The sequence below is a fragment of the Shinella zoogloeoides genome, from assembly GCF_020883495.1.
In the GTDB taxonomy this organism is placed as follows: Bacteria; Pseudomonadota; Alphaproteobacteria; order Rhizobiales; family Rhizobiaceae; genus Shinella; species Shinella zoogloeoides.
On sequence record NZ_CP086610.1, the window covers coordinates 3,432,886 to 3,458,884 of the forward strand.

34 protein-coding genes and 1 pseudogene are annotated in these 25,999 nt (G+C 68.9%); 6 read left to right on the forward strand and 29 right to left on the reverse strand.

Annotated features, from left to right (window positions below; translation table 11 throughout):
• Positions 1 to 22: 22 nt before the first annotated feature.
• Together K8M09_RS16845 and K8M09_RS16850 are read right to left on the reverse strand one after the other, a co-directional pair.
• Positions 23 to 439 carry an acyl-CoA transferase gene (locus K8M09_RS16845; protein WP_160786244.1) on the reverse strand — a complete coding sequence of 139 codons (417 nt, stop codon included), beginning with the start codon at positions 437 to 439 and terminating at the stop codon, positions 23 to 25.
• Positions 436 to 861, reverse strand: a complete 426-nt coding sequence (locus K8M09_RS16850) for a MerR family transcriptional regulator (protein ID WP_160786243.1) — start codon at positions 859 to 861, stop codon at positions 436 to 438. The genes K8M09_RS16845 and K8M09_RS16850 overlap by 4 nt, the downstream gene beginning before the upstream one ends.
• Before the next feature lie 76 nt (positions 862 to 937).
• On the opposite strand from K8M09_RS16850, the gene K8M09_RS16855 reads away from it, so the two are divergent.
• From K8M09_RS16855 to merA, 4 genes are read left to right on the forward strand one after another with little or no spacing between them, the layout of a single operon-like run.
• Positions 938 to 1,327 carry a mercuric transporter MerT family protein gene (locus tag K8M09_RS16855; protein WP_160786242.1) on the forward strand — a complete coding sequence of 130 codons (390 nt, stop codon included), beginning with the start codon at positions 938 to 940 and terminating at the stop codon, positions 1,325 to 1,327.
• Positions 1,328 to 1,345: 18 nt separating this feature from the next.
• Positions 1,346 to 1,651 carry a heavy-metal-associated domain-containing protein gene (locus tag K8M09_RS16860; protein ID WP_160786241.1) on the forward strand — a complete coding sequence of 102 codons (306 nt, stop codon included), beginning with the start codon at positions 1,346 to 1,348 and terminating at the stop codon, positions 1,649 to 1,651.
• A 4-nt stretch (positions 1,652 to 1,655) separates the two neighbouring features.
• Positions 1,656 to 1,889 (forward strand): mercury resistance system transport protein MerF, encoded by a 234-nt coding sequence (merF, locus tag K8M09_RS16865; RefSeq protein ID WP_160786240.1) that lies wholly within the window; start codon positions 1,656 to 1,658, stop codon positions 1,887 to 1,889.
• A gap of 4 nt (positions 1,890 to 1,893) precedes the next feature.
• Positions 1,894 to 3,318 (forward strand): mercury(II) reductase, encoded by a 1,425-nt coding sequence (gene merA, locus K8M09_RS16870; protein ID WP_229342398.1) that lies wholly within the window; start codon positions 1,894 to 1,896, stop codon positions 3,316 to 3,318.
• Positions 3,319 to 3,368: 50 nt separating this feature from the next.
• Here the strand turns inward: merA and K8M09_RS16875 are convergent, their stop codons facing one another.
• The 8 genes from K8M09_RS16875 to K8M09_RS16910 all read right to left on the reverse strand — a co-directional run bounded on the left by K8M09_RS16875 (position 3,369) and on the right by K8M09_RS16910 (position 11,102).
• Positions 3,369 to 4,007, reverse strand: a complete 639-nt coding sequence (locus K8M09_RS16875; RefSeq protein ID WP_229341960.1) for a DUF6441 family protein — start codon at positions 4,005 to 4,007, stop codon at positions 3,369 to 3,371.
• Entirely contained in the window at positions 4,004 to 4,315 is a 312-nt protein-coding gene (locus K8M09_RS16880; protein WP_160786238.1) for a head-tail joining protein, read from the reverse strand. Before K8M09_RS16880 ends, K8M09_RS16875 begins: the two co-directional genes overlap by 4 nt.
• Positions 4,315 to 4,650 carry a DUF2190 family protein gene (locus tag K8M09_RS16885; protein WP_160786237.1) on the reverse strand — a complete coding sequence of 112 codons (336 nt, stop codon included), beginning with the start codon at positions 4,648 to 4,650 and terminating at the stop codon, positions 4,315 to 4,317. The genes K8M09_RS16880 and K8M09_RS16885 overlap by 1 nt, the downstream gene beginning before the upstream one ends.
• 74 nt (positions 4,651 to 4,724) lie before the next feature.
• Entirely contained in the window at positions 4,725 to 6,782 is a 2,058-nt protein-coding gene (locus K8M09_RS16890; RefSeq protein ID WP_160786236.1) for a prohead protease/major capsid protein fusion protein, read from the reverse strand.
• Between the two features lie 4 nt (positions 6,783 to 6,786).
• On the reverse strand, positions 6,787 to 8,343 hold the full coding sequence (locus K8M09_RS16895) for a phage portal protein (protein WP_160786235.1): 1,557 nt from the start codon (positions 8,341 to 8,343) through the stop codon (positions 6,787 to 6,789).
• On the reverse strand, positions 8,343 to 8,552 hold the full coding sequence (locus tag K8M09_RS16900; protein WP_116134388.1) for a phage head-tail joining protein: 210 nt from the start codon (positions 8,550 to 8,552) through the stop codon (positions 8,343 to 8,345). Before K8M09_RS16900 ends, K8M09_RS16895 begins: the two co-directional genes overlap by 1 nt.
• A 2-nt stretch (positions 8,553 to 8,554) precedes the next feature.
• Complete coding sequence (locus tag K8M09_RS16905; protein WP_160786234.1) at positions 8,555 to 10,558, reverse strand: phage terminase large subunit family protein; 2,004 nt, start codon at positions 10,556 to 10,558, stop codon at positions 8,555 to 8,557.
• Positions 10,506 to 11,102, reverse strand: a complete 597-nt coding sequence (locus tag K8M09_RS16910) for a hypothetical protein (RefSeq protein WP_160786233.1) — start codon at positions 11,100 to 11,102, stop codon at positions 10,506 to 10,508. Before K8M09_RS16910 ends, K8M09_RS16905 begins: the two co-directional genes overlap by 53 nt.
• A 112-nt stretch (positions 11,103 to 11,214) precedes the next feature.
• On the opposite strand from K8M09_RS16910, the gene K8M09_RS16915 reads away from it, so the two are divergent.
• Positions 11,215 to 11,487 (forward strand): hypothetical protein, encoded by a 273-nt coding sequence (locus tag K8M09_RS16915; RefSeq protein ID WP_160786232.1) that lies wholly within the window; start codon positions 11,215 to 11,217, stop codon positions 11,485 to 11,487.
• 95 nt (positions 11,488 to 11,582) lie between these two features.
• The gene (locus tag K8M09_RS16920) at positions 11,583 to 12,155 is read left to right on the forward strand and encodes a DUF3489 domain-containing protein (protein WP_160786231.1); all 573 of its coding nucleotides are present in this window, start codon (positions 11,583 to 11,585) and stop codon (positions 12,153 to 12,155) included.
• A 48-nt stretch (positions 12,156 to 12,203) separates the two neighbouring features.
• Here K8M09_RS16920 and K8M09_RS16925 read toward each other — a convergent pair whose 3' ends face one another.
• The 19 genes and pseudogenes from K8M09_RS16925 to K8M09_RS17015 form a co-directional block, all read right to left on the reverse strand.
• Positions 12,204 to 12,401, reverse strand: coding sequence for a hypothetical protein (locus tag K8M09_RS16925; RefSeq protein WP_160786230.1), 198 nt, complete (start codon positions 12,399 to 12,401; stop codon positions 12,204 to 12,206).
• A gap of 44 nt (positions 12,402 to 12,445) precedes the next feature.
• A complete protein-coding gene (locus K8M09_RS16930) occupies positions 12,446 to 12,661 on the reverse strand; it encodes a DUF7220 family protein (RefSeq protein WP_160786229.1) in 216 nt (71 codons plus the stop codon).
• Positions 12,658 to 13,140 (reverse strand): hypothetical protein, encoded by a 483-nt coding sequence (locus K8M09_RS16935; protein ID WP_229342431.1) that lies wholly within the window; start codon positions 13,138 to 13,140, stop codon positions 12,658 to 12,660. Before K8M09_RS16935 ends, K8M09_RS16930 begins: the two co-directional genes overlap by 4 nt.
• A 202-nt stretch (positions 13,141 to 13,342) precedes the next feature.
• A pseudogene (locus K8M09_RS16940) lies at positions 13,343 to 13,930 on the reverse strand (DNA cytosine methyltransferase); the annotation flags it as partial.
• A complete protein-coding gene (locus K8M09_RS16945) occupies positions 13,854 to 15,230 on the reverse strand; it encodes a site-specific DNA-methyltransferase (RefSeq protein ID WP_160786227.1) in 1,377 nt (458 codons plus the stop codon). The gene K8M09_RS16945 and the pseudogene K8M09_RS16940, both read right to left, overlap by 77 nt.
• 416 nt (positions 15,231 to 15,646) lie before the next feature.
• Positions 15,647 to 16,027, reverse strand: coding sequence for a DUF6362 family protein (locus K8M09_RS16950; RefSeq protein ID WP_160786226.1), 381 nt, complete (start codon positions 16,025 to 16,027; stop codon positions 15,647 to 15,649).
• Entirely contained in the window at positions 16,020 to 16,220 is a 201-nt protein-coding gene (locus K8M09_RS16955) for a hypothetical protein (RefSeq protein WP_028720215.1), read from the reverse strand. The genes K8M09_RS16950 and K8M09_RS16955 overlap by 8 nt, the downstream gene beginning before the upstream one ends.
• The gene (locus K8M09_RS16960; RefSeq protein WP_229341962.1) at positions 16,217 to 16,756 is read right to left on the reverse strand and encodes a hypothetical protein; all 540 of its coding nucleotides are present in this window, start codon (positions 16,754 to 16,756) and stop codon (positions 16,217 to 16,219) included. The genes K8M09_RS16955 and K8M09_RS16960 overlap by 4 nt, the downstream gene beginning before the upstream one ends.
• 340 nt (positions 16,757 to 17,096) lie before the next feature.
• Positions 17,097 to 19,415, reverse strand: a complete 2,319-nt coding sequence (locus K8M09_RS16965) for an AAA family ATPase (RefSeq protein ID WP_206366672.1) — start codon at positions 19,413 to 19,415, stop codon at positions 17,097 to 17,099.
• Positions 19,412 to 20,179: a PD-(D/E)XK nuclease family protein gene (locus K8M09_RS16970; RefSeq protein ID WP_160786224.1), complete on the reverse strand. Its 768-nt coding sequence runs from the start codon at positions 20,177 to 20,179 to the stop codon at positions 19,412 to 19,414. Before K8M09_RS16970 ends, K8M09_RS16965 begins: the two co-directional genes overlap by 4 nt.
• The gene (locus K8M09_RS16975; protein ID WP_139206505.1) at positions 20,166 to 20,567 is read right to left on the reverse strand and encodes a hypothetical protein; all 402 of its coding nucleotides are present in this window, start codon (positions 20,565 to 20,567) and stop codon (positions 20,166 to 20,168) included. Before K8M09_RS16975 ends, K8M09_RS16970 begins: the two co-directional genes overlap by 14 nt.
• Positions 20,564 to 20,770, reverse strand: a complete 207-nt coding sequence (locus tag K8M09_RS16980) for a DUF6511 domain-containing protein (RefSeq protein WP_045683641.1) — start codon at positions 20,768 to 20,770, stop codon at positions 20,564 to 20,566. Before K8M09_RS16980 ends, K8M09_RS16975 begins: the two co-directional genes overlap by 4 nt.
• Before the next feature lie 207 nt (positions 20,771 to 20,977).
• Positions 20,978 to 22,666, reverse strand: a complete 1,689-nt coding sequence (locus K8M09_RS16985) for a DEAD/DEAH box helicase (RefSeq protein ID WP_160786223.1) — start codon at positions 22,664 to 22,666, stop codon at positions 20,978 to 20,980.
• Between the two features lie 14 nt (positions 22,667 to 22,680).
• Positions 22,681 to 23,304, reverse strand: a complete 624-nt coding sequence (locus K8M09_RS16990) for a hypothetical protein (protein WP_160786222.1) — start codon at positions 23,302 to 23,304, stop codon at positions 22,681 to 22,683.
• A 101-nt stretch (positions 23,305 to 23,405) separates the two neighbouring features.
• Positions 23,406 to 24,281, reverse strand: a complete 876-nt coding sequence (locus K8M09_RS16995) for an ATP-binding protein (RefSeq protein WP_160786221.1) — start codon at positions 24,279 to 24,281, stop codon at positions 23,406 to 23,408.
• Positions 24,281 to 24,577, reverse strand: coding sequence for a hypothetical protein (locus tag K8M09_RS17000; RefSeq protein WP_160786220.1), 297 nt, complete (start codon positions 24,575 to 24,577; stop codon positions 24,281 to 24,283). Before K8M09_RS17000 ends, K8M09_RS16995 begins: the two co-directional genes overlap by 1 nt.
• A gap of 38 nt (positions 24,578 to 24,615) precedes the next feature.
• On the reverse strand, positions 24,616 to 24,810 hold the full coding sequence (locus K8M09_RS17005) for a hypothetical protein (RefSeq protein WP_018303655.1): 195 nt from the start codon (positions 24,808 to 24,810) through the stop codon (positions 24,616 to 24,618).
• A gap of 84 nt (positions 24,811 to 24,894) precedes the next feature.
• The gene (locus K8M09_RS17010; protein WP_160786219.1) at positions 24,895 to 25,617 is read right to left on the reverse strand and encodes an RNA polymerase sigma factor; all 723 of its coding nucleotides are present in this window, start codon (positions 25,615 to 25,617) and stop codon (positions 24,895 to 24,897) included.
• A gap of 99 nt (positions 25,618 to 25,716) precedes the next feature.
• Positions 25,717 to 25,962 (reverse strand): hypothetical protein, encoded by a 246-nt coding sequence (locus tag K8M09_RS17015; RefSeq protein ID WP_036732858.1) that lies wholly within the window; start codon positions 25,960 to 25,962, stop codon positions 25,717 to 25,719.
• Between the last annotated feature and the right edge of the window lie 37 nt (positions 25,963 to 25,999).

Here is a 25,999-nt window from a genome sequence, read left to right on the forward strand (position 1 = left end):
TGTTCTCCTCGGGTTGTCGGGATCAGCCGAGCGGGTCGGCCGTGGAATAGTGCAGCACCACCGGGATCACGGCGGCCTTCAGGCTGGCCGCGCCATCGACGGGCAGATCGACCGGGCGCGGAGCTTCCGCCTCGGTCCAGTCGCAGAGGCCGCCCAGCGTGCGGTCGGCGGCGAGCGCTGCGCCGATGCTGGCGGTCAACGTGTCGAAGGCGGCGTCACGGTCCGCGCCCTGCACGACCGCCTCGATCTCGGCTCGGTGCTGGTAGTGATAGCGAAGCGGCGACAGCGTGACCTCCGGCTCCCCCGGCTCGCCGTCGCGCATGATCAGCAGGCCTTCCGCCGGCACGCGCTCGGGCAGCACGTCGCCCCGCAGCGCGGTGGCGGGCAGCGCCGAGAGCCGCGCGTGCAGCGCGGCGAGGATGGTTTCGCGGGGTGTCATGGGTCGGTCGGGTTGGAAATCGCGTCGAGCACCGGACAGTCGGGGACTTCGGCGCCCGAACACCTGGATGCGGTTGCAGCAAGGACGGATTCGATACGCCGAAGATCCGCGATCCTCGCGCGGACATCGGCAAGGTGGCGCTCCGTCCGCTCCTTGACTTCCGCGCAGGTCGGCGCGGTGCCGTCGCCAAGTCCCAGAAGGCCGCGAATGTCCTCCATCGAGAACCCGAGTTCGCGGGCGCGCAGGATGAAGCGCAGGCGCGTGGCGTGCGCGGCGGAATAGATGCGGTAGCCGGCGTCGGTCCGGGGCGGGTCAGGCAACAGGCCGGTCTTCTCGTAATATCGGATCGTCTCGATGTTGCAGCCGGTCGTCCGGGCAAGATCTCCGCGTGTGAAGCCGCTCTCGCGCTCGTGATCGATCATGGGCAAGTTTCCTCTTGAGCCTGTAGTTGCTACAGACCCTACACCCATCGTCAATCACAGACGAGAGGTGCGCGACATGGCGCTGACAGACGACAGAACGGACAGCACGGGCGCGGATCGCCCCGCCCGAAAGGGCTGGCTCGCGGCGGGCGGTGTGCTGGGCGCCTTTCTCGCCTCGGCCTGCTGCATCGGGCCGCTGGTGCTTCTGACTCTCGGCATCTCGGGCGCCTGGATCGGCAACCTGACGGCTCTGGAGCCTTACAAGCCGATCTTCGCCGTGATCGCGCTCGGCTTCATCGCGGCGGGTTTCTGGCATTTGTATTTCCGCAAGCAGACCGTCTGCGAGCCCGGTTCCTACTGCGCAAGGCCAGCATCGGCGCGCATCACCAAGTCGGCGCTCTGGGCCTCCCTGATCCTCGTTCTCGCAGCCCTCACCATCGACTGGTGGGCCCCGCTTCTCTACTGACCCCGAAAGGACATCCACATGAAGAAGATCCTTGCACTCGCCTTGTTCGGCCTGACCGCCGTTGTGCCGATCACCGCCATCCCTGTTGCCGCGCAGACCGTCGCCGCCGAGCAGACCGTCACCTTCGCGGTGGACAACATGACCTGCGCGCTGTGTCCGGTCACCGTGAAGCGTGCGATGGAGGGCGTCGCGGGCGTGCGCGCCGTCGAGATCGACTTCGAGGCCCGCACCGCCACGGTGATCTTCGACACCGCCGCGACGAGCGCCGACGCCATCGCGACCGCGTCGGCCAATGCAGGCTACCCGGCGCGTGTCGCGGGCTGACGAGATGACCGAGCAGACCGACCGCAAGCTGATCGCGACAGGTGTCGTCGGCACCGTCATCGCAGCGCTCTGCTGCTTCACGCCGATCCTGGTCGTTCTTCTCGGCGCCGTGGGCCTGTCGGCCTGGCTTGGCTGGCTCGACTATGTGCTGCTGCCCGCGCTCGCCTTTTTCGTCGCACTGACCGTGTACGCGGTCTGGAGACGGCAGCGGCGCCAGACCACTCGAACGGATGGATGACTTGATGAAAGACGATTGCTGCGCGCCCAAGGGCGATTTCGACCTTGCCGTGATCGGCGCCGGATCGGCCGGGTTCTCGGCCGCGATCACCGCCGCCGAGGGAGGCAAGCGCGTCGCGCTGATCGGCCATGGCACCATCGGCGGGACCTGCGTGAACGTGGGCTGCGTGCCCTCCAAGACGATGATCCGGGCCGCGGAAGCCCTGCACGGTGCGCAGACAGCACATCGGTTCCCGGGCCTGAACGGCGAGGCGCAGGTCGCCGACTGGTCGGCGCTGGTTGCGGCCAAGGACGATCTTGTCGCGACACTGCGCCAGAAGAAGTACGCCGACCTGCTGCCGGGCTACGATGGCGTGACTTATCTCGACGAGGGTCCGGCACGTCTGGTCGAAGGCGGCGTCGAAATCGGCGGGCGCAAGATCACAGCCCCCAAGGTCATCGTCGCCACCGGCGGGCGGCCCGCCGTGCCCGACATCCCCGGTATCCTGGACGCACCAACGCTCGACAGCACGTCGCTGCTGGAGCTGGACCGGTTGCCCGAAAGCCTGATCTTCCTCGGCGGCGGCTATATCGGCGTGGAACTCGCGCAAATGATGGCGCGGATGAGCACACGCGTCACCATCGTCTGCCGCTCGCGCCTGCTGCCGCGGGCAGAGCCGGAGGTCTCTAGGGCACTCGCCGAGGTCTTGCGTGCCGAAGGTCTCACGATCCTCGACGGCGTGACCTATGACGCCGCGCGGCGCGACGGCGACCGCGCCGTTCTGACGGTAACGGTTGACGGCAACGTACACGATCTGACCGCGGATCACCTTGTCCTGACCACCGGGCGCGCGCCCAACACCGAAGGGCTGGGTCTGGCCGAAATGGGCATCGAGACCGATCGACGCGGCGCGATCAAGGTTGGCGACGACATGGCCACGACACGCCCCGGCATCTATGCGGCGGGCGATGTGACGGACCGGGACCAGTTCGTCTACATGGCCGCCTATGGCGCCAAGCTCGCGTCCCGCAACGCCGTGCTGGGCGGGGCCGAGCGCTACGACAACGCCGCGATGCCCTGGGTGGTGTTCACCGATCCGCAGGTCGCCGGCGTCGGCCTGACCGAGGCGCAGGCGCGCGCGGCGGGTCATGACGTCAAGACCAGCGTGCTGACCCTCGACAACGTACCCCGCGCGCTCGCCGCCCGCGACACGCGCGGCCTGATCAAGCTGGTCGCGGACCGGGCGACCGACCGCCTGCTGGGCGGCGTGATCATGGCGCCGGAGGGCGCCGACAGTGTCCAGACGCTTGTCCTGGCGTTGAAGTTCGGCATGACGACAAAGGCGCTCGGCGAGACGATCTTCCCCTATCTCACCACGGTCGAGGGCCTGAAGCTCGCCGCGCAGACCTTCGACAAGGATGTCGCGAAGCTGTCGTGCTGCGCGGGGTGACCCGAGCCGTCGGTTTCGTGGCTGCCGAGCAAGATTGCGCATCGATGCGATCACAACCTACCCTCCACCCAGTTCGCCACGATCAGCCCCGGCACGCCGTCCAATGCCCGGTCCGCATCCCGCGCCAGGTCCAGCCGCTTCGGCAGCTTCACCTGCGGCACCAGCAGGAAGATCGGCGCGGTGACCTTGCCGCGTCCGGTCTTCGAGCGCGACACTACCGCTTGGCCCTTCGTGTTCAGCCGGCTCTCAGCCACCAGCAGACTCGGGCCCGTCCGGCGATAGACGAACCGTAGCCGCAATCCCCGGCGTCGTTCCCATTCGCCGGGGGTGATCCGGCCGCCGCGCAGGGATTTGCCCGCGGCGGGCAGCGGGATCGCCAGCCAGAACCCGTTCTTCGAGCGGATCAGCGGGCCGGTGTCATGCGCACCGACGATGACCGGCGCCTTCGACCAGACCAGCGCCGCGGCGTCGAGGCTTTCGCCCGACCTCGGGAAGTTCTGGCTGCGGATCGCGTTGGCGAGCCGTGTGCCGAGCCCCGCGCCGGTGATCTGCAGCCGCCACGCCGACTTCAGCCCGGTCCCGGCCTCGCGCATGGCAGCCGTCACCGCGCGTTCGCCCGCCGCGACCTCGGCCGCCATCATCGCGACGATGTCGGGATCGATGGCGAGCTTCAGCTTCATGGCCGTCATGCGGGCCTCAGATCGACGGTCCAGACCAGCCGCTCGCGGTCGCGGACAGGCTCGCCCTGAATGAGGAAGGCGTCGCCATCGATCTCGATGCGGTCGCCGGAGCGCGGGGCTGGAACCTCGGCCACGCGCAGATCGATCCGGGTGGTCTCTGACCAGAGCCGGGCGTCGCCGAAGTCGGTGACGGCGTCCGCGCGCCGGGCGACGACGCGCACCAGGACGGGCGCGACGCCGTCGGCGATGTAGACCGCATCCCGGCCGATGTTCGGATCGGCGAAGAGCGCGCCGACGGCGGCGGCGAAGGCGCTCATCAGAAGGCCGCGTTCAGGCGAACCCGGCCGATGGTGTCGCCGGCGCCGCTCGCCACCGCCTCGACGGCCACGCCGATCAGGGTGTTGTCGGTCGCGACCGTGGTGCAGCGCTTGTTGGTGTCGTCCCAATAGACCTTGGCGCCGACGGTCCAGGCCTGCGAGCCGACCTTGGTGATGTCGAAGACGCCGACGAGCGCGGTCTCGACGGGCTCGCCGAGGGCGGCGGCGCCAGCAGCGATGCCGAAGATCGAGCCGACGAGCAGCCCATCGCCGGAGGCGACGGCATAGGGCGCGGTCAGGGTGATGGAGTTGCCGGGCTGGACGTAGTTTTTCATGACGGGGATCCTCGTGGAAAGACGAAGGGCGGCCCGTCAGGACCGCCCGCGTGTCAGGGTTCAGGAAGCGGGCCTTATGCGCCCGGGTTCTTGTAGAGGCCGCGCCAGTCGATGGCCTTGGCGCCGAAGTCGAGGCGGCACTTGATCTCAACCCCATCGACGTCGAAGCCGTTGCGGGTCTCGATGTAGGCGCCCTGCTGACCCTCGAGATAGGCGTATTCGATGGTGTCGATCTGGTTCGGGCTGGCCGCGAGGTACCAGGCGGTCTCGCTGGCCGCGTCGAGCCGGGGCTCGCTGATCGGCGCGAGCGTGCGGATCGACTGCGGCACCACGCTGGACGTCGCGGCGGGCACGAGGTTCTGTGCGACCAGCTGCTCGGCCTTCAGTTCCAGCGAGGCGGGCACGATCAGGAAGGCCGGGCGGACGTTCAGCACCGTCTTCTTGTCGAGGCCGGTCTGCTTGGCCATGGCGGCGCGCGCCGCGCCCACAGCATCGACCGCCAGCGCCGTGCCAGTCCCCGCGAGGTTCTTGTGGGTGGTGTGGAACAGCGCGTTGCCGTCGGCCATCGCCGGGTTGGCGGTGATGATGCCCCAGACCACGTCCGACTCGAGCTGGGCGATGGAGTTGCCGTACATCGCCGGGATCCGGGTGAAGGCGTCGAGATCGTCGTTGATCAGCGTCTGGCGGGTGATCGCGACCACCCGGCCATAGGTCTTGACCTTGTAGCTCTCCTTGCTCTCGCCGAGCGTGCCGCGCTTGAACTCGCCGCTCTCGCCGACTTCCAGCAGTTGCGGCGCTTCGCCGAGCTGCACCCGGTGCATCGCCTTGAAGTCCGTCGCCAGCACCTGGCGGCAGAACAGCATGAAGGTGCGGGGATAGGCTTCGTAGGCTTGCCGCAGGGTCTTGTTGGTGACCGCCGACAGGATCTCGGGGAAGTCCGAGGTCGAATGCAGGGCCCGTGTCGCCACCTCGTCGCGCGACAGGCCGCGGGTGTTGACCCCGGCGTTGCCGAGGCTTTCGCGGGCCAGTTCCAGCAGCGTCATGCCGCGGTACTGGCGGGCGGCGTCCTCCAGCTGGAACAGCGTCGGGCTGTAACGGTGCAGGAGCGCGTTGGCCACCGCGTCGCGGCGGGTGATGCGCTCGTCCCGGCCGCCGAGGGGCACGGAGACATGCGGGAAGGTCCGGGTCTCGTCCGACTTGGCCGCGACCTGGTCGAGGATCAGGCGGCGGGACTCGTCGATGCTGACGCCGCGCTTGACCAGGTCCTCGGCGAAGCCGCGCTCGAGGTTCAGCCGCGCGGCCAGATCGTAGATGGTGGAGACGCGGTCGCGCTCGGCCTCGCGGGCGCGCGTTGCGACCGCCTCGGTGTCGGGCGCGGGAGTTGCCTGCGTCTTCGGCTGGCTGCGCGTCTCGCTGGCGGCGACCTTCGGGTCGGGCGCAGCCGGTTTCGGCTCGGTCATGGTGGTGTCCTCGGTTTCGACCGGCTCGGTCGGCTGGGTGGTGGCGGGTGCGGCGGCGTCGCTCGCCGGGGTCTGGCTCTGCTCCGTCATCGGGATCGGTCCTTTCGTGGTGGAAGGGGCGTCCCGGCGGTGGAGGACGCAGTCGTGAAGGGGATGCTGGGCGCGGAAGCCCGCGGCGGGGTCGGCGCCGACCGCGACGGCGGACACCTCGAAGGGCGTCCAGTCCACCGCCCGCCAGAGTTCGCGGGCGGCCTCGGGTTTCGAGACCTCGAAGCGGTGGACCTGGTAACCGATGGAGACCGCGCGGATGTGGCCTGCCTGGATGTCGCGCCAGATCGGCTCGACGTCGGCGCGCTCGGAGATGCGCACCAAGGCGATGCCGCGTCCGTTCTCGATCCGCGCCGAGCCCGGCACGACCGAACCGATCACTGCGTCGAGCGTGTCGAGTTCGTGCACCTTCAGGAACGGCGCGCCCGCGTTCAGCCGGTCGAGCCGGACATGGGCGGGGTCGAGGCTCAGTACCTCGTCATAGGGCTCGCCGAAGAAGGTGGCGCGGCGGACGCGGGCCCCGGCCGACCAGACCACCTCTACGGTGCGGCTGTCGGCATCGGCCGTGTTCGGCGCAAGCTCCGCCGACCGGCGCATGGCCGGCAGTTCGATCATCGTGTCCATGGGGTCAGTCCTGTTGGTCGGCCTGCGCCGGGTCGGTTTCCGCGTCGGCGGAGGAGTCGTCGGTATCCGGTGCGTCGGCGGCGGGATCGGTCGCCGGATCGCCGGTCTGCGCGCTGCCGGTTTTCGTGACACGGCGCGGGTCGCTGTCGAGCACCAGCCCCAGCGTGTCGAGTTTTGCGTTGGTCGCGGCGATCTCGGCCAGCACCGCGTCCGGGTTGCGGCCCTGCTTCGCGATCACCTCGGCCAGCGTCATGGTGCCCGAGCGGATCGACAGCAGGTTCGCCATCGCGTCCTTCTGCGGATCGACCGCCTCGAACTTCGGCGGCGACCATTCGACCGGCACGATGGGCGACGGGATTTGTCCTGCAGCCCATGCGGCTTCCGTGAACCAGCGCCAGACCGGAGCGCAGAACATCGGAATGAACAGCTGCCACTGCACGGCGTCGATCTGGCGGCGGAATTCCACGAGACCCGCCCGGATCGAGGAATAGTTGACTTGGCTGAGGTCGCCGGTCAGCAGCTCGTAGGGCACGCGGAACCCGGCCGAGATCGTGTGCAGGCTGGCCCGCTTGTACTCGCCGTAGCCGCCGGTGGCGGCGGGCTGGTTGAAGCGGATGTCCTTGCCGCCGCGGGCATAGGCGATCAGCCCCGGCTCGAACTGCTCCACGCGGTTGCCATCGGCATCGACCACCGAGGGCGCGATGCCCTGCTGCGCCTCGTCGTCGCCGAAGACGATGGCGGTCACGCAGGCCTCGGTCTTCTTGCGGACCAGCTCTGCCACCTCATAGTCGTCGAGGTCGCGCAAACTGCGGATCACCGGCGCGCCCCAGGGAACGCCGCGCGCCTGCGTGCGCTGCTTCTCGTAGACATGGGCGAGCTCGCTCGCCGGGACGGGGCGGCTCTGCAACCCGTTCTGCAAGGCCCCGTATGCGTCGCCCGGGTGCTCGGAATGCAGCCAGTAGGCCCGGCGCTTGCCCACCGCGTCGAACTCGATCCCCTGCACCAACCGCCCCGCGCTGAGGGCGCCGGATTTCGTGGCGTCGAGGAAGTCGGCCTCCAGCACCTGCAATTGCAGCGGCACGGGCAGGCCGTCGCTCGCGCGCCGGAGACGGCGGCGCACCAGTACCTCGCCCGCCTCGACCATCTCGCGGCAGATCAGCGTCTGCAGGCCGTAGAAATCCAGCTGGCCATCGGCATCGCACTCCGCCGTCCAGCGCTCGAAGAGCGCGTCGACCTTGCGGTCCAGCTTGTCGTCGCCGCTGGCGGCGCGGGGCATGATGCCCGAGCCAATGATGTTGTTCACCAGCACCGCCACCGCCTTGGCGGCATGCGGGTTGTTGCGCACCAGATCGCGCATCCGATCCCGGAGCAGTGCCCCGGCCACGCCGATCTCGGTGTCGGCGGAGGATCCCGGCGCACGCCAGCCCTCGGTCCGCCGTCCGCGCGCCGCTCCGTCATAGCCCCGCGTCAGGGTCTCGAAGGCCTGACGCGCCATCACACGGCGCGCCGCCATGCGCGGCGCCACCGATGCGATGGCATGGTCGAACCAGTTCGCTGACATCAGCGATCCCCGCGCGAGAAGCCCGCCAGCCCTGCCACCGGCAGCGGACGCGTGATCCCCGCGATGGCGCGCTCGATGGTCCGGATGCGGGCGAGCAGATCCTCGGCCGAGCCGTAGTCCACCGATTTGCCGTCATAGCTGACCCGCGTCGTCCCGCTGGCATAGGCCCGGCGCAGCGCCGAAAGTTCGGTTTCCGTCCAGTCCGTCATGTTCAGAACCATCCTCCGCGCCGCCCGAGCCAGTCGGAGCGGCGCTTGCCCTGCGGGGCCTGTCCCGGCCGGTTGATCTGTCCGGCGGGATCGGTGTTGGTGGGGGCGGGCCCGAGCTGATCCTCGAGGTCGCGCCATTTCTCCTCGGGCCAGCGATCCGCGCCCGCGATCCAGGCGGCAGCGCGGGCATAGACTCGGCAATCCAGCGCTTCGTTCCGCTCGCGCAGCTTCTGCCATTCCAGCCGGGCGAAGCCGCGCTTGGTACGCACCGTCACCAGCTGTTCGGCGACGAACTGCTTCAGCCATTCGTTCTCGACCCAATGCGGCAGATGCACCGAGCCGGGCGGGAACGCCGCCCCGTCGGCCATCTCCTCCTCGGTCGGCCGCGCCAGCCGCAGGAAGCGGTAGGTCTCGGCCTTGAAGGTCGAGACCGCCACGGTCCAGAGCCGGGCCCCGCGCCGCAGGCGTTTCCCGCCCTCGGTCGCGTCGACGAAGGTCGGCCCCGACACCGGGCTGGAACGGTTGAACCCCTCGACGCCCTTCACCGGCGACACCTGCCCAAACCCCTGCGCCCGCGTCCAGGAATAGACCGCCGGGGCCTCGTAGCCCGTGTCGATCGCGAGCCGCGCGATCCGCAGATGGGCGCCGCGCTCGTGCAGCCAGGACCGGTCCAGCAGCGCGGTCAGTTCCGACCACGCGTCGTGCCGGTCCGGTCCGCCCTCGATCACGACGTGATCGACGAGCCAGCTTTCCAGTCCGCGACCCCAAGCCCAGACATCGACCTCGATCCGGTCCTTCTGGACATCGGCTCCGGCGGTCAGGAACAGCCCGCCCGCAGGCACGGTGCCGGATGTCCAGCGCTCGCGACGGTCGTAGAGCCGCTGCCAGTCCGGGGCTTCCCCGGTTTCGACCCATGTCTCGCCGAGGATGGTGTTGCGGAATGCCTTGATCGCCTCGTCCGACCCCTGAGCCGCGTCCCATGCCCGCACGATCCGCTCCCAGCTCAGCCAGCCGATCGGCGAGTAGAGCGCCGAGAGGTGATACCCGACCGTGGTTGGATCGGCGGCCGTGGCGGTCGCCCGCCATTCGCCACCCTCCAGCATCGCCGTCTTGTGGTGCTCCGCGATGGGCGTGTCGCAGCCCTCGCAGTGATATTCCGCCGTCTCCGGGCGGCCCTTCTGCCAGCGCAGCCGGTCGAACTTCAGCCACTGCATCGCGCCGCAATGCGGGCACGGCACGAAGAACCGGCGCTGGTCGGACGCCTCATATTCCCGTTCGATGCGCGACAGCCCCCGGATGGTGGGCGTCGAGACCAGCAGCACCTTGCGCCGATGGGCGAAGGTCAGCGACCGCGCCTCCGCCAGCGTGACCGGATCGCCTTCCTCGTCGGCCGAGGCCGGATAGGCGTCAACCTCGTCGAGAAAGATGTATCGCGCCGGGGTGGACCGCAGCCCGACCGCCGAGTTTGCCCCCGTCATGATCAGGATGCCGCCCGCGAACTCCTTGGACAGCATGGTGTTGCCGGCGTCCCGCGACCGGGCCGGTTTGACCCGCTCCCGCAGCTCGGGGCTCTCGTCGATCAGCGGGTCGATCCGCTGGCGCGAGTTGCGCTTTGCGAGTTCCACCGTCGGCTGGACCGCCAGCATCGGGCCGGGCGCCTGGTGGATGGCGAACCCGATCCAGTTGTTGCCCGCCTCGGTCGCGCCGACCTGCGCCGCCTTCATGAACACGATCCGCTGGGTGGGATCGCCGGGCGACAGCCGGTCCATGATCTCGCGCATATAGGGCGTGCGCACCGTGCGATACCGCCCCGGCTCGGCCGAGGCGCGGCCCGACAGCATCCGGTGCCGGTCCGCCCATTCCGAGACGGTCAGGTCCGGATCAGGCCGCAGCCCGTTGCCCCAGGCGCGCAGGATCTCGCCCGCGCCGTCGAAGTCCGTCAGGCCATCATCATCATCGGAAGTCGGGCCGGACCTCGGCGAGTTCGTCGAGGTGGGCGCGTACATGTTTCTCCAGGACCTTCTGCATCGCGGCTGGCTCCACGGTGATCTGCTGGCCTGTCGCGTCGCTGCACGAGGCCGAGAGCTCGGCCGCCATCAGCGCCGCCGCACGCGCGGGCCAGTTCACCCATGCGTCCCGTTCCTCCCGCGCCAGCCGGAACACCAGCGCCAGCGCGCGGGCCCGCTCGATCAACTCCCCCTTCAGCTTCTGGAGCCTGATGCGCCGTTCCTGCGCCTTCAGCACCTCGTTCGCGGTCTTCGCCTGCAGGAAGGTCGTGCCGCCGCCGACCGCCGGCACCGCCAGACCCTGTTCGCGGAGCGTGTCGCCGACAGCTGCCACCGCCGCCTCGGGCACCGGCTTGAGCTTCGGCGCGGGCGGCTTGCGGGTCTTGGACGGGTCGGTCGTCTCGGCACGTCTGGCGTCGCTGGCGGCCGCGTTGATGCTGCCGTCGGGATAGAGGACCAGCCGCTCGGCGGCCTTGGCCTTCTGGATCGCGCCCCGCGACAGCCCGACATGCGCGGCGTACTGGCGCTCGCTCATGCCCTGCATCGACGGCTCCGATTATCATTCAGATTCATGTGCTTATCGAGTTGATAAGCGGCGCCACCGGAGCGAACGTCCATCCCACAAGGACGATGCAACTCACCACGGAGCCACCACGATGACCACCCGCCTGAACCCGATCACCACCCCGCGCCACGAACTCCGCGCCGAGAAGGTGCGCCGGAACAAGGAAGCCGCGCTCGCGGCCTTCATCGGCAAGAAGGCCGAGATCGACGAGATGCTCGCCCGCCTGCAGGCGCTCAGCGACGACCATTTCAACTGCGCCCCCGACGAGGCGGGCTGGGCCATGGTCGGCACCCTCGAACACTACGCCAGCCTCCTGAAGCGCATCACCGACAGCGCCTTCGGCGAGGGCGAGCACGCTCGCTGATCTCCGGCACTGCCGGAACTCCCGCCGCGCGCCCTGCGTGGCTCGGGGTCGTAGAAGGCGCCGCATGACGCGAGCCCGAATACGGAGCCGACCCCATGACCAAGCTTTCCGACACCCAAGCCATGATCCTGAGCGCCGCCGCCCAGCGGCCCGAGCGCATTGCCCTGCCGCTGCCCGAGAGCCTGCGCGGCGGCGCCGCCGCCAAGGTGGTCGGCGCGCTGCTCGCCAAGGGCTTCCTGCAGGAGGTCGACGCCGACATGCGCAAGGGCGAACCCGTCTGGCGCGAGAGCGGCGACGGCCATGGAGTCACACTGGTCGCCACCGCCGCAGGGTTCGCCGCCATCGGCATCGAGACCGAGGACGCGAACCCCGCGCCTGTGGGCGCGACTGACGCGCCGACAGAGGAGCCAGCGCCGGAGGCCGCCACCGGCACCGAGACCACGCCCAAGGCGCGCACGCCGCGCGAGGGCACCAAGCAGGCGACCCTGATCGCCATGCTGCGCGCGCCGGACGGCGCGACCATCGAGGAGATCATGGCCGCGACTGGCTGGCAGTCGCACACGGTGCGCGGCGCGATGGCCGGGGCCCTGAAGAAGAAGCTCGGGCTCGAAGTGACCTCGGAGAAGGTCGAGAACCGGGGGCGGGTCTATCGGCTTCCGGCAGCCTGATCGCACGCACAAGAACTCAGGCCGCCGCCCCGACTGGGCGGCGGTTTCTCATTGCCACGAGAGCAGATCGCGGGCGGCTGCTTGAAGGATATCTTGCGCCATGCGTGGCTCGCAGGTGTAGATGCCACCAGCTTCCGGTTCGCCGACATGCTCCGCGAACCAGTTCCGACCCTCGTCCGAAATCGGACGCAGGACGACGATGGTCCCGTGATCGTTGATCTCGATATGTTGCCAGCCTTCGGACATGCACCAATGCTACCAGCGGGATAGCCGATCCGCCAGCAGCCGCATCAGGCCCGCCGCAGCCGTTCGAACAGTCGCCGCAGGACGTAGGACCGCGCGATGCTCACCACCGTGAACACCGCGCCCATCTTCAGGTTCTGCGCCAGAGTCGTGTGCAGCCCGAAGACCGGGAAGATCAGGATCTGCGTCACGACCGCGACGCCGTAGCCGACGATCACGTTGGCGACGGACTCGACCAGCGACATGAGGCGGGTCTGCTTCATGTCGCCGCCTCATCCATCGGCCAGCAATTCAGCCGCGAGAGTTCGCAGCGCATGCGCTGCAACCAGCGGGACCACGCCGTTGCCACAGAGGCGAAGCCGGTCCACCCGGTGGGCCAGCCCATCAGCGCCTCGACGAACAGCGGGTTCAAGGTCCGGCGCGGCTCGCAGGTATCGCTCCCAGCCAGCGGCGTCACCAGGACCTGGCGGCCAAGCAGGCCGTTCACCGGGGTGTTCGCGAGGCTCGTCGCCCCGTCCTTGTGATCGCGCGCCGTCGGCGTCATCCACATCCCGGCTGCATGGGTCAGGTCTGCTGTCCGCCGGTTGCCCGCGCTCGGCTTGCATCCGTCGTTCGCCATCGGCGTCGGCCAGTCCCGCGCCATCCGGTCCAGACCCTTCTCGTCGCGCCTGTCGCCACCCCGGTTGCGGAAGCTGTCGATCTGCGGCGTCGGCCACATCGCGGCTATCGTCGCGAGGTTCATGCCGTGCTGGACCGCAGCCTGCGATGGCGTCGGTTTCGTTTGCCGGTTCTCGTTGGCGCTGGCCCTCGGCGTCGGCCAGAGCCGCAGCAGTTCCGTCCGGTTCCCTCCACTCGACCGGGTACCAGAGCAGGCGCGCGGGGTCGGCCAGCTCGTCCCCCTCGCGGATGGCGAGGATGAACAGCCGCTCCCGCTTGTGGGGCGCGCCGACTTCCGCCGCCGTAAAGAGGCCTGCCGCAAGGCGGTAGCCCATGCCGACCAGTCCTGCGGCGACTTCGGGGAAGCCGAGGCGGAGATGATGGGCGACGTTCTCGAGGAAGACGAAGGGCGGCCGGACCTCGCCGATGACGCGGGCGACATGCGGCCAGAGGTGCCGCGGATCGTCCGCGCCCCGGCGCTTGCCCGCGACCGAGAACGGCTGGCACGGATAGCCCGCAGTGACGATGTCCACCGCGCCGCGCCACGGGCGGCCGTCGAAGGTTCCAACGTCGTCCCAGACAGGCGCTCGATCCAGGGACGCGTCCTCCATCCGCGCCACGAGAGTGGCTGCGGCGTAGGTTTCCCGTTCGACATGGCCCACAGCACGATATCCGGGGATGGCGATGGCGAGCCCGAGGTCGAGACCGCCCGCGCCGGAGCAGATGGAGAGGCCGAAGAGGCATGCGTCTCCGGCTCCGAAAGCGCGTCCGGAGGAAGGTAAAGCCAGGTCATGCATGTCACGCGGCGGTCTTGCGCTTTCGCGCGGGTTCGGGGGCGGCGTCCGTAGCCGGGGGATCGGCGGGGGCTTCGGCATCGTCGCCCAGCCGCTCGGTCCTCACCTGCGCGAAGGTCCGACCGTCACCGTCGAGGATCGCGTCGCGGCCGGTCTCGGCCTGCCAGCGTTCGACGGCAACGTCGACATAGGCCGGGCTGATCTCCATCGCGAAGACCCGGCGGCCATTCGCTTGGCCCGCCATGATCTGCGAACCCGAGCCCGAAAAGGGCTCGTAGCAGAGGCCGCCCCGCGCCACATGCTGGCGCATCGGGATCCCGAACGCGTCCAGTGGTTTCGGGGTCGGGTGATCGGGGCGCTCGTCCTTGGCGAAAGACGGCATCTCCCAGGTCGATGGCAGCGTCTGCTCTGCCACCTTCGGCGGGCGGTTCGGGCGGCGCCAGCCCATGAAGCAGGGCTCGTGTTTCCAGAGGTAATGGGAGCGGGTCAGAACCCCGCGGTCCTTCACCCAGATGATCTGCTGATGGACGAAGGCACCCGCCTTCTCCCAGCAGGCCTCGAGCATCGCCTGGCGGCGGGAGGCGTGCCAGCAGTACCAGGCCGCGTCCTCGGTGATCGCCTCGGCGACGGCGGCGGCGATAAACCCGTCGTAGAGTTCCGCGCCCTGAGAGCTGTCGTCCCAGGTCGTGCCATAGGAGGCGGACCAATCCTTGTTGCGGGTCGGATGGTTCGAGCCGTCATAGTCGACGAGATACGGCGGATCGGTCGCGAACAGCACGGCGCGCTCGCCGTTCATCAGGCGGCGCACGTCGTCATGGTTCGTGCTGTCCCCGCAAAGCAACCGGTGGTCACCAAGGATCCAGAGGTCGCCCGTGCGCGAGGCCGGATTGCGCGGCGGTTCGGGGATGGTCACCGGCGGCACGGAGCCCCCGGCGCCACCTTCTTCACCGTCCCCCTCCGGCACGAAGGCCAGCAGCTTGTCCAACTCGCCATCCGAGAAGCCGACCAGCGACAGGTCGAAATCCTCGGCCAAGAGGTCGTTCAGTTCCGCCGAAAGCAGCGCCTCGTCCCAGGTGCCTAGTTCGGTCAGCTTGTTGTCCGCGATGCGGTACGCCCGCCGCTGCGCCTCGGTCAGATGCCCGAGTACGATCACCGGCGCTTCGGTCAGCCCCAACTGCGTAGCGGCCAGCACGCGCCCGTGCCCCGCGATCAGTTCCCCGTCCTCGCCCACGAGGCACGGCACGGTCCAGCCGAACTCGGCCATGCTGGCGGCGATCTTCGCGACCTGGTCCGCGCCATGCGCTTTCGCGTTCTTCGCGTAGGGCTGGAGGCGCGACAGCGGCCACGTCTCGATCGCATCCGGGGCGAAGCTCAGCGTCATGGTGGGCAAGGTTCCTCGGTCGGGTGGATGCCGGTGACTTCCGGACTCCGGATGCCGGGCTGGACTCCAAGCGGGGTCCAGCGGCCACCAGCGGTGTCAGGTCGGAAGACCAGCGTTCATTGGTGTTTGCGCGGGGCGCGCGGGGCGCCGGCTTCCGGGTGGCTTCCCAAAAATCCGGCCCTGTCGCTGGCGATCTTCCGCGCTTCGCCCGCCAGCATACGAAAACGCCCAGGAAGGAACCGGAAACTGCCGTGGGCTGGACCCCGGCCGGACCCTTGCTGGATGCCGGGGTCCAGAAGGCCCCTGTCAACGCAAAAGGGAGAGCGAGCCTTCCAGCGCACTCTCCCCATCTTGCCTTCGGAATAGCACGATCATGTTGCAGATGTCGAAGGAAAAAGTGTTGCAACACATTGGAGTCACTGCGCATTCAGGCGCGCAGCGATCTTGGTCAGCGCCAACTGCCAACGCCGCCATGCGGTCGTGCGGTCGCACCCCAGTTCGCCGCTGATCTGCTTCCACGGCACGCGGGCGGCACGAGACCAGACCAGCTTGCGCTCCGCCTCCTCGATCCAGAGCACCCAGTCGAAGGTCTGCTCGAGCCGGGTGATCGCGGCGGCCGAGGGCCAGACCCGCATCGGCTGCGGCTCCATCGCCGCGATCTCGCGGCTGGTGCGCACAATGTCGGGCCAGGTGTTGAAGTAGCCCAGCGCCTTCACCGGCGGCAGCTTGCGCAGGGTACGGAACGCCTCCTCGAAATGATCGGCGACGCAGTCGGCGGTCCATTCCCGATCAGCCATGACGCGCCTCCCTGTCGGAAGGGCGCGGGCCATAGAGCTTCTCGCCGAGCTGGCGGACCAGTTCACGCTCGGGCCAGGTGAGGCGGTCGTCATCGGCGGAGACCGCGAGGACGCCCTGTTCCTGCCAGCCCTCGCGCTTGACCTGTTCGGGATCCCGGCGTCGGCCGCCGTAGCCATGGGGATGCCATCTCATGCGACACCTCCCTTCGTCTCGATCGCCCAGAGCAGGATGGCGATGGCGTCGGCCTCGTTGTCGTCGGCCGGGCTGAAGCCGCGGGCGCGGACGGCGGCGACCATGGCGGCCTTGTCGGCATTGCCCTTGCCAGCGGCATGGCGCTTTATCGTGCCGACCGGGACGCCCTCGTAGGGCACGCCGCGCAGCTCGGCCCATGCGGTCAGCGTGGCCATGAGCCCGCCGTAGATGTGGCTGGCGTCGGTGCCTGCGTGGCGGCGGACTTCCTCGAACCAGATCGCGGCGACTGGACCGGACAGCCGGTCGATCTCGGTCAGCCAGTTGGTGAAGCGCAGGTAGCGCATGCCGCCGCCGTCGAAGCGGCCCGGCCGCAGCGAGACGGTCCCGCTGGTGATCAGACCGTCGTGGCCGCGGATCGCCCAGCCGGTCGAGGTGCCGAGGTCGAGCGCGAGGATGCAGCGGTTGCGGGGTGTGTCGAGCGGCAGCGATTCAAACCTTGCGCCGTCGCAATTCGGGATCAGAGTCGGCTGAGCCATGATGGGTCTCCTTTGCCGGTGGCCTGTGGTGGTGGAAGACGACGGCGGTCTGGTGCTTGGCGGTACGGGGCCGCCGTCGTCGGATCGGGAAGCACAACAGACCGTCACGGCGGCGCGCGCGGCTGGCCCGGACGTATGGGAGGAGTGGCCAACCCTGTTGGGTGGCCCTCCCATACGTAGTATGGGGGTTTGACACCTAACTGTTCCGGGGAGGACAAGTGGCTGAAATCATTGCGGAATAAGACTTCACGAAGTCTTCGGGCATGAGTCAGGGACCTAACTCTTATTTGCCCGTAACCCGTTGATTTCATTGAGTGCACAGTTGGCGCTGTCATATGAGTCAGGCCTCACTCATATGAGTGAGGTCGTCTTCGAGCCCCTCCGGGTAGACCCAGACGGCGGGGTTTTCGACCTGCAAGCAGAGCCCGGATTGGGGGCATTTGAAGTGGCTGGGCAGGACCGGACGGGCGGTTGTGGTGACCTCGCCGGTGTCCGGATCGACCTCCTCGACGGGCGCGCCGAACTGCATACCCTCGACGCAGAGGTAGCCGAACCGCGACCGGGTGACGGGGAAGCCGAACCCCGAGGGGTCGCGCAGGAACTTCACGAAGCCCTTGGTCGACAGCACGCTGAGGCGCTCGCGGATGGTATGCTTGCTGCCCAGACCGCCCCGGTTCTCGAAGGTCTCGGCGAACTGCATGGCGGTGTAGAGGCGCTCGCTTGCCGCCTCATCAAGCAACATGCCGAGGATGACATCATGCTTGCGCAGCCGCTCGGCATCGAGTTTGGCGCCGACCTCCTTGCGCACCAGGCGCTCGTTCAACGGGTTCAGTTCGACCCACTCGCCCTTCACCTTGTCGATGAGCTTGCCTGGCAGCGCGGGGCCGTTGCGCAGCTCGATCTCCAGCTTGCGGACGCTGCTGTCCTCGTCTGGCCGGTGCATGAGCAGCCCCGAGGTATAGAAGCCGCGCAGCGCGCTGGCGCCGGAGAGCGCGAGGAAGGGATCGTCCTTGACCTGGTGCTTGGTGGCCTTGCGCGTGTGGTGAGCGAGGATGACGCCCGCATCCGGATTGACCGCCTCGCGCAGGAGCTCCACCCGGTCCTTCAGGAAGAACATCATGGCGGTGTTGTCGTTCTCGCCGCCCCCCTCGGGGCCGCCGTCGAAGAGATTGCGGATCGGGTCGATGACGATGATGTCGGGCGGCGCGTCGGGGAATGCGGCCCTGATCGCCGCGGCCACGCGGGCGATGCCCTCCGCGTCGAGCAGCAGCTTCAGTTTCGGGGTGGCGATGAAGGTGTCGCGCGCGGCGGCGATCACGGCGGCGGGCAGCGCGATCTGCTGCATGCGTTCGCGCAGGTAGTGATACTGGATCTCGGCCTGCAGGTAGAAAACGCGCAGCGGCCGGGGTGGCGTGAAGCCGAGGAACGGCACGCCAGCCGCCATGTGCACGAGCCATGAGATCAGGAAGTCGCTCTTGCCGACCTTCGGCGCGCCCCCCATCACCAGGAGCCCGCCCGGGGTCAGCACCCGGGGGCCGATGATGTCCTCGGGCATCGGGCTCGTGTCGTCGAGGAGCGCGCCAAGGCTGAAGGTCGGCAGCGGGCTGGCCGGGGCACCGACATGGGCCGCGCGCAGGAGCGGCGGGCCGTTGCGCTTCACATGCAGCTCCCAGAGGCGTTCGGACTCGACCATCAGCCGATCGAGCGGCCAGGACGGGCGCAGCATGGCGGCGTTGTAGCCGCAGATCGCCTCCCAGCCCGCGAACGGGTCGAGGCGGCCCTCGTGCACCAGGCGCACGTAGTGGCCGATGGCGGCGCTGGCTCCCTGGAACCGGGACCAGTCGTCGACCGCGCCTTCGCGCACCGGCGTGGTGAGCACCGCGTCGATGCCGGGCTTGGCCGGCGCGGCAACGTCGCTGGCGAAGCCTACGCCCGGCAGCGGCGGCATCTCGGCGACCTTTTCGGCGAAATCGGCAAGATCCACCTCGACGTCACGACTTTCGCGGATCTGCACGAGGCGTTGATGGCCGTGCTTGTGATAGACGGTGCCTGGCACCCGGATCGGCTGGTGCGCCGAGCGGAAATGCGTGTCGCCGCCGACCTTCACCGCGATTTCGCCGCGCAGGCGGCAGAGGGTGGCCAGGTCGTCGCCCTCGGCGGGCTCGGTCAGTTTCCACCAGACATGGAGCTTCGCCGCACCCTCGGGCGTCCGCCCACCGCTCTCGATGATCAGCGTGGGCGTGCCGAGGTGGCGGGTGACATGGTCCAGCTTGGCCGGGATGTCGCCTGCGTCGAGATCGACGACGATGGCCTGCATCTGCAGCACATCGGCGGCGCGGGCCTGACCCTGTTCGGCCACCGTGCCGGGGATGACATAGACGGCGGCGCCCTCGCGGTTCGCCCATGCAGCGAAGGTCGCGAGCTTCTCGGTCGCGGTCTCGTCAGCCGGGATCCAGATGTTGTGGGGCTTGCCGTCCCGGCCCTGACCCTTGTCGACGAAGCCGCGGAGCGGGATCAGCCCCTCGCACCAGCTGAACACGGTATCGAGGAAGACGGCGATCTGCTCGGGGTCGGGGTCGCAGCCGAAGGGGTTCTCGGACGGTGGCCCGTCGTTGAAGTCCATCCACGGGTTGAAGTGCAGGATGCCGTCGTCGCTCATGCGGGAAGCCTCCAGCAGCGCTCGGACCACGGGCAGAAGCGGCATTCGAAGTAGTCGGGCGTGGTGGCGACGCGCGGAAGCAACTCGCCCGCATCGGTCGCCTGCAGGATCCGCACGCCCCGGTCGGACATGCGCTGCGCGAGATCGGCGTCGAAAGGCACCAGCTCATGGTGCATCTCGGCCGTGTCCTTGTTGATCGCGGTAAACACGGCAGGCGCGGCGCTGATGCCGGGCACGCTGGTTTCCATGTAGGCCTGATAGACCGCGATCTGGGCGGCGTAGACCGGCTTCGACTTCGTGACGCCGTCCTTCACGCAGGCGCGCCAGTTCTTGGCGTTCATCGTCTTGCATTCCCAGAGCGCGGGAACGGCGAGCCCGAAGCCCTCAGGGCCCGCGGCGACGATGCCATCGACATGGCCCCGGATGCGCCCGCCCGCGACCGAAAAGCCGAACTGGCCGCCATCGGGCCGGTTGCCCTTCCGGGTGTAGAGATCAAACCCCGCGCCGCGCAGCCAGGCGACGGCCAGATCCTCGAGCGCATGGCCGATGGCGAAGATGCGCAGCGACTGGCCGCTGAAGTCCTGGCCCTCGTCCTTCGGCGTCGCCGTGAACTCGAACTGCAAGGCGCGCTCGCAGGCATGGCCGAGGCGCGAGCCGCCGAGGTAGTCGCGGGGCGGCCGCATGGCCTGATCGGCGGTGAGCGCCTGATCGATGGCGGCGTTGACCCGGTCAGCGAAGCTGGGGCGGCGGTTATAGTCCAGCATGCTGTCCTCCCTCGTAGCTGCGGTGGGCGAGCCCGTGGCAGGTCGAGCAGAGCCATTCGACCGAGAGCGGCGCGTCATAGTCGTGGTGATGCGCTTCGAGGTCGGTCACGCAGCCACATCGCTGACACCAGACCGGCACGACGATCCGACAAGCCTTGACGGCACGCCTGACGATGCTGTGGGCCCGATATTTCTCGGCGTGGCGCAGGCGATAGCGACGCTGCGCCTCCCGATGCTTCTCGGGATTGCGGAAGTTCTGCGCATAGGCACGCTGGTATTCCCGGCGGCAATCCCGGCACCAGGTCTGCCGACCATCGGGACTGAGCCGGCGGCGTCCGAACTCGCAGACGTCCTTCTTGACGCCGCATTTCGTGCAGAGCTTGGTCAAAACGGCACCTCCGGTGTCTGCGCCCGGGCGATGTCGGACATGGCCTCGCGGAAGCCCTCGACGGCCTCCTCGATCAGTGCGCGCACCTGCGCCTCGGTCAGATCCGCAAGCGGAGTGGCCCAGCCGATCTCGTCCATCAGCAGCGCCACGCGCTTCATGGTGGCGGTGATCGCGGCGCGCTCTTCCTCGGTCAGGTCAACCATGGCGAAACGCTCCCTGGCCAAGTGCGTCCAGAAGGACTGGCAGGGCATCGAGCAGAACCAGACCGATGGCCGGGGCCGCCTCATTCGGTGCGGATCGAACCAGCCAAAGCCACGGGTGGGTTGCCGGCAGACAGCACAGAGCGTTCCACGCGGATGCCACAGCCGCCGCCGGTCCTCGGCCGTGATGGGGGTGATGGAGGACATGGGTCATGCCGCCCTCCGTTCGGGCGAGGCCGCCGTGTCGATCAGCTGGCGGATGGCGCGCTTGTTGAAGCCGAAGGTCATCAGCGCGGAGGCGCGGTAGCGCGTCAGGCCGAAGTCATGGCGGCACTCGGGCGGCAGGTATTGCAGCTGCTTCTCGGTCGGCGGCTGGCGCAGCCAGGACCGGGTCTTGAAGGCGCTCTCGTCGGTCTCATGAGTGTTCAGCCAGTCGTCGGCCTGCGCGAGGCAGACGGTGCGCTCACCGACACCCAACAGGTGGGGGCGCTCGCCCTTCGCCCCGCCGATGGCGTACCAGACCCCGCCCAGCCAGAAGATGCCGCCCCAGGCTGCGAAGCCCGTGGCCATCAGCGCGTCGTCCGTGCCGTAAAGGTCGACCCACGCGAAGCTGGACCGCTTCAGCAGGTCGATCTCCGTCATCATGAAGCCCGAGAGCGGCGCGGCGTCCCCGCCTTCGCCCGCATCCAGATCCTCGCGGGGGAACGCCTCACCGCAGAGCGGGCATTCTGTGGCAGCCAGCGGGATCTCCGCCTCGCAGGCAGGACAGGTCTTTGTCGGCGCCTCGCCGGTTTCGGTCTTGCCGTCGAGATCGACATCCTGTTCCAGCGTGCCGTGGATCAGGCTCGAGGTGCCGAAATCCAGCACGACGCAGTCGGTCTTGACGACGCCGGGGTGTTCCTCGGGATCGACGGTGCGCAGCCCGCGCCCGACCATCTGGATCATGGTGGACTTGTAGGAACTGGGCCGCAGCAGCACGACGCAGGAGGTGGGCGGATGGTCCCAGCCCTCGGTCAGCACCGCCACGTTGACCACGACGCGGATGTCCCCCGTGGCGTAGTCGGCGAGGATCGCCTTGCGGGTCTCGGCCGCCAGGTCGCCATGGATCAGCGCGGCGGAAACGCCAGCTGCCCTGAACGCCTCAGTGACGTGTTCGGCGTGCGCGACGGTGGAGCAGAACACCACGGTCTGCCGGTCGCCTGCCTTCTCCTTCCAGTGGCGGATCACCTCGTCGGTGACGGGGGCGCGGTCCATGATGCCCGCCACCTCCGCCATGTCGAAATCCGACATCGTCTTGCGGACCGAGCGGAGCTCGTCCTGCACACCCACGTCGATGACGAAGGTGCGCGGCGGCACCAGGTGGCCCGAGGCGATCAGTTCGCCCAGCCGGACCTGGTCGGCGACATTGTCGAAGACCTCGCGCAGGCCCTTCCTGTCGCCACGGTTCGGCGTCGCCGTGACCCCGAAGATCCGGGCGTCGGGATTGGCCTCGCGCACCCGGTCGATGATGCGGCGATAGCTGTCGGCGACCGCATGGTGCGCCTCATCCACGACCAGCAGGTCGAGGCGCGGCATGTCCGCGAGGTTCGAGGCCCGCGCCAGCGTCGGCACCATGGCGAAGGCGACCTGGCCACCCCAGGACTTCTCCGTGGCGTCGATGACCGATGTGGCGACGCCTGGCACCACGCGCTGGAACTTGGCGCGGTTCTGCGCGGTCAGTTCGTCGCGATGGGCCAGCACGCAGGCCTTGGCGCCGTCGCCGATCATCTCGCCGGTGACCGCCGAGAGCATGATGGTCTTGCCAGCACCCGTGGGCGCCACGCCCAGCGTGTTGCCGCGGGAGGCGAGCGCAGCCACGCTGCGCTCGACGAAGGTCTTCTGGCGGGGGCGCAGGCGCATGGCCGGTCTCCCCCTTACTGCGCCCAGCTCGGCCGACCGGCGGCGCTGGGGGCGGACGCGGGCTGGCTGGGCTGGGTGACCGTGGTGGGCTGCTGCGGGGCGTGGCCCTGCGCCGGGGCGGCGGCGAACTGCGGCGCGACCGTGCCCATCAGCGCGGCGTAGTCGCGATGGTCGGGCGTGACGGCAGCGCGGATCTCGTTCTTGTCCTCGCCGTTGGTGTCAGTGCCGATGTCGATGCGGGCGACGAACTCGACGCCGTCGAGATCGCCGAACCCGTTGATGCGACGGCGCGACTGCGCCTCCGGCGAGTTGTCCTTGTCGGACACGCCGCGCGCCGAGTTGAGGATGCCGCGGATCAGGCCGCGCCCCATGTTCGCCCAGTCAGGGCCCTTCGGGCTGTAGAGGCCGATCAGCGACCAGACCTTGCGCCGGGCATAGGGCCCCTCGAGCACCGTGTATTCGGCGTCGAGATAGACGGCCCCGGTGGCGGCGCGGCGCGCCCAGCCGCCGGTCCAGCCCTGCGAGGGGTCGTCGAAGCCGCCCGGGCGGAGCGTCAGGCGCACCTTGGCGAGCGTGCCCTTCGGGATGACGTTGGTGTTGGATTGGGCGGAGTTGAAGTCGTTCCAGGGTCCGGACATTGCGCGGCTCCTTTCAGTTGGAGGATGGGACGCGCAGCGGCGTCAGAGGAGAAAAGCCACCCCGGCGACCGGATCGGGACACGGGGCATGGCGAGATGCGCTCAGCCATGGTCAGGTGCCTGCGCGGGCGCGGGATCGGTGGGCGTCACCGGCGGCCAGGTCAGGCGTTCGGAGGCTGGCGCCGCGGGACGCTGGATCTTCTCCATCAGCCGGCCGAGATGCGGCGGCTCGACCCTGTCGAGGCGACCGGAGCGGTCCTTGGCCGGATAGCCCCAGGGGTTCAGCGTCTGGCAGACGAAGGCGCGCTGCGGCTGGCCGCCCGGGTCCGGGATGTCGGCCATGGTGATGACCTGGTCGACGATCCCGGGCAGTTCGAGCCCGGTCTTCGAGCCGTCGATCTGCGGCTGGAAGACCTTGCGATTGAAGTCGTCGAGCCGCTCGTCGAGGATGCCCACGAACCAGACATGCTTGCCGCGCGTGTGCTGCAGGTGGGTCAGCCAGCCGATCATCTCGCGGCCATGCAGACCGTAGGCGCCACGGATGTCGGGCTTGCCGGTCTTCTCGGAGAACGCCTCGGGCTGGCCGCGGCACCATTGGAAGCAGAGCCGCCCGGCCACGGTGATCGAGTCGATGAAGACGGTCTCGTACTTCCCGATCACCGCCGGATCGCCGTATCGGCCGCAGACCTCGTCGAAATGCGCCTGGCTGTAGGGCTGGTCCTCGCGCAGCGCCGGGTTCGGCCCGCCGATGAACACCGCGAAGTCGCGGCATTCCTTCCAGGTGCGGGGGCGGAGCGTGTCGATTTCCAGCCCCTCGACCGCCAGATCCCCGGCCTCGAGGTCGAGGAAGAGCGCGGTCGAGGCGTTCAGCGTCCAGAGCAGGCTGGTCTTGCCGATGCCGGACCGGCCGAAGATGACGCCCTTGATGCCCTTGCGTTGCGCGAGCCGTTCGTCGGCGCCGATGATGGGAAGGGCCATCACTGGCCCTCCTTCTTCATCACCGCCGTGGCGGCGCGGTCGGCGCCGATGCACCCCGCCTCGCGGGCGAGCTTGTAGAGGCGCTTCAGCGCGTCGGCGCGGCGGTAGGCGGCCGTGCTCTCACGCTCCGCTTCCACGATCGCGAAGGCGATCTCGTCCACGGTCGCCTCGACGACCGGCAGCGGCTCGCGCGGCTCGTCGCCGGCGCGCTGCGGGAGAGCGATGGTTTCGGGGAGGTCTTCGAGCGCGTAGCTCGCCGCGCGAAGACGGGTGATGTCGTCCGGCTGGTCCGGCATGGCGGTTCTCCGTGAGATGAGGTGATCGAGGAGGCGCATCACGCGGCCTCGCGGACGTCGGGCGCGGGCTCGGCGACGTAGATCGCCAGCAGCGGCGTCCCGTCGGCATGGGCGCCGGCGTCCTCGATCTGATAGTTGCGGTTGGGCTCGCAGACCTCGGTCAGTTCCCAGCGGCGATAGAGCCCCGGAAGACGCCTGAAATCCTCGAGCGACAGATCGGCAGTGCGGTTCATGCGTGTCTGCTTTCGGTTGGAGGGAAGGCGCTCGGGGCGCTCGAATGGGAAAAGCCACCGGCGGGACCGGATCGGGACATCGGTTCAGGGGATTTCCTGGAGGGCGCCGTGCAGCCGGCGCATGGCGCGCTGGTACCGCTTGCGGGCGGCCGCCTCGGTCAGCCCCAGTTCGACGGCGACCTCGGCCTGCGAGAAGCCCTCGATCGACACGCGGATCACCAGGAGGGCGTCGTCGCCGAGCAGCTTCCGCATGGCGCCGTTCAGCTTTGCGTACCCGGCCGCGCCGATCCCGCTTTCGCCGCTGTCCGCCACCTCGTCGGGGTCGGCGCCGCTGGCGAGATATTCGCGCGTCTGGTCGCGCTGGCGCATGCGGATCATGTCGCGCTCGACGTTGCGCAGCACCGTGGCCGCGATCCAGTTGACGCGACCGAGATCGAGGCCGCGGACAGCCTCGGTGGTGCGCGCCAGAACATCGGACGCGATCTCGTCGGCGGTGCCGAGCCTGCGCCAGAGCGACCGGCGGCGGATGGCGTCGAGGCCGGGCCAGAGCGCCAGCAACAGCAGCGTCAGGGCGCAGTTGAACGCGGGACCGTCGCCCTGCGCCGCCCTGACGAGCGCGGAGAGGATCCGGTTCTTCCGGTCCGGATCGCCGGGGGTGCGATGCAGACCGTCCAGCAGGGCCGCCGGATCACGGAACGCCGAAAGGGCGGCCTGTTCACGCCGGACGGCGTCGAAACTGCGCTGGAAGTGAAGGTTGGAGGATGAATGCATGAGGTGATCACGGATCTCGTGCCACGCGAAGGACATTGGACGCCTGCCTTGCGGCCAGGCGTCCGGCGCCTTCTCGTGGCCAGGTCAGGACGTCGCGCGTCTCTGCGATTTCAGGGGATTGGGTGAATGCGCGCGTCAGCGCGCGGGCGCGGTCGCGTTGTTCAGCGTGCCGCAGCCGCGGCAGGTGGCCTGAACCGGGAAGCCCACGAGATACTCGTGCCCCCGCGCGAAGCGCAGGTGCATGCGGCCGTCCCGGCAGACGCCGAGCAGCTTGTCACAGCGCGTGCAGCGCCATTCCGAGTTGTGGTTGGTGGGCTTGGTCTTCGCGGTGCCGGACCAGCTCGTCGGGGCTGCCTGGCGCGAGGGGAAGGGAGTCGGCATGGAAGTGCTCCTCTGATCGATGGAGCACTCCCATTGG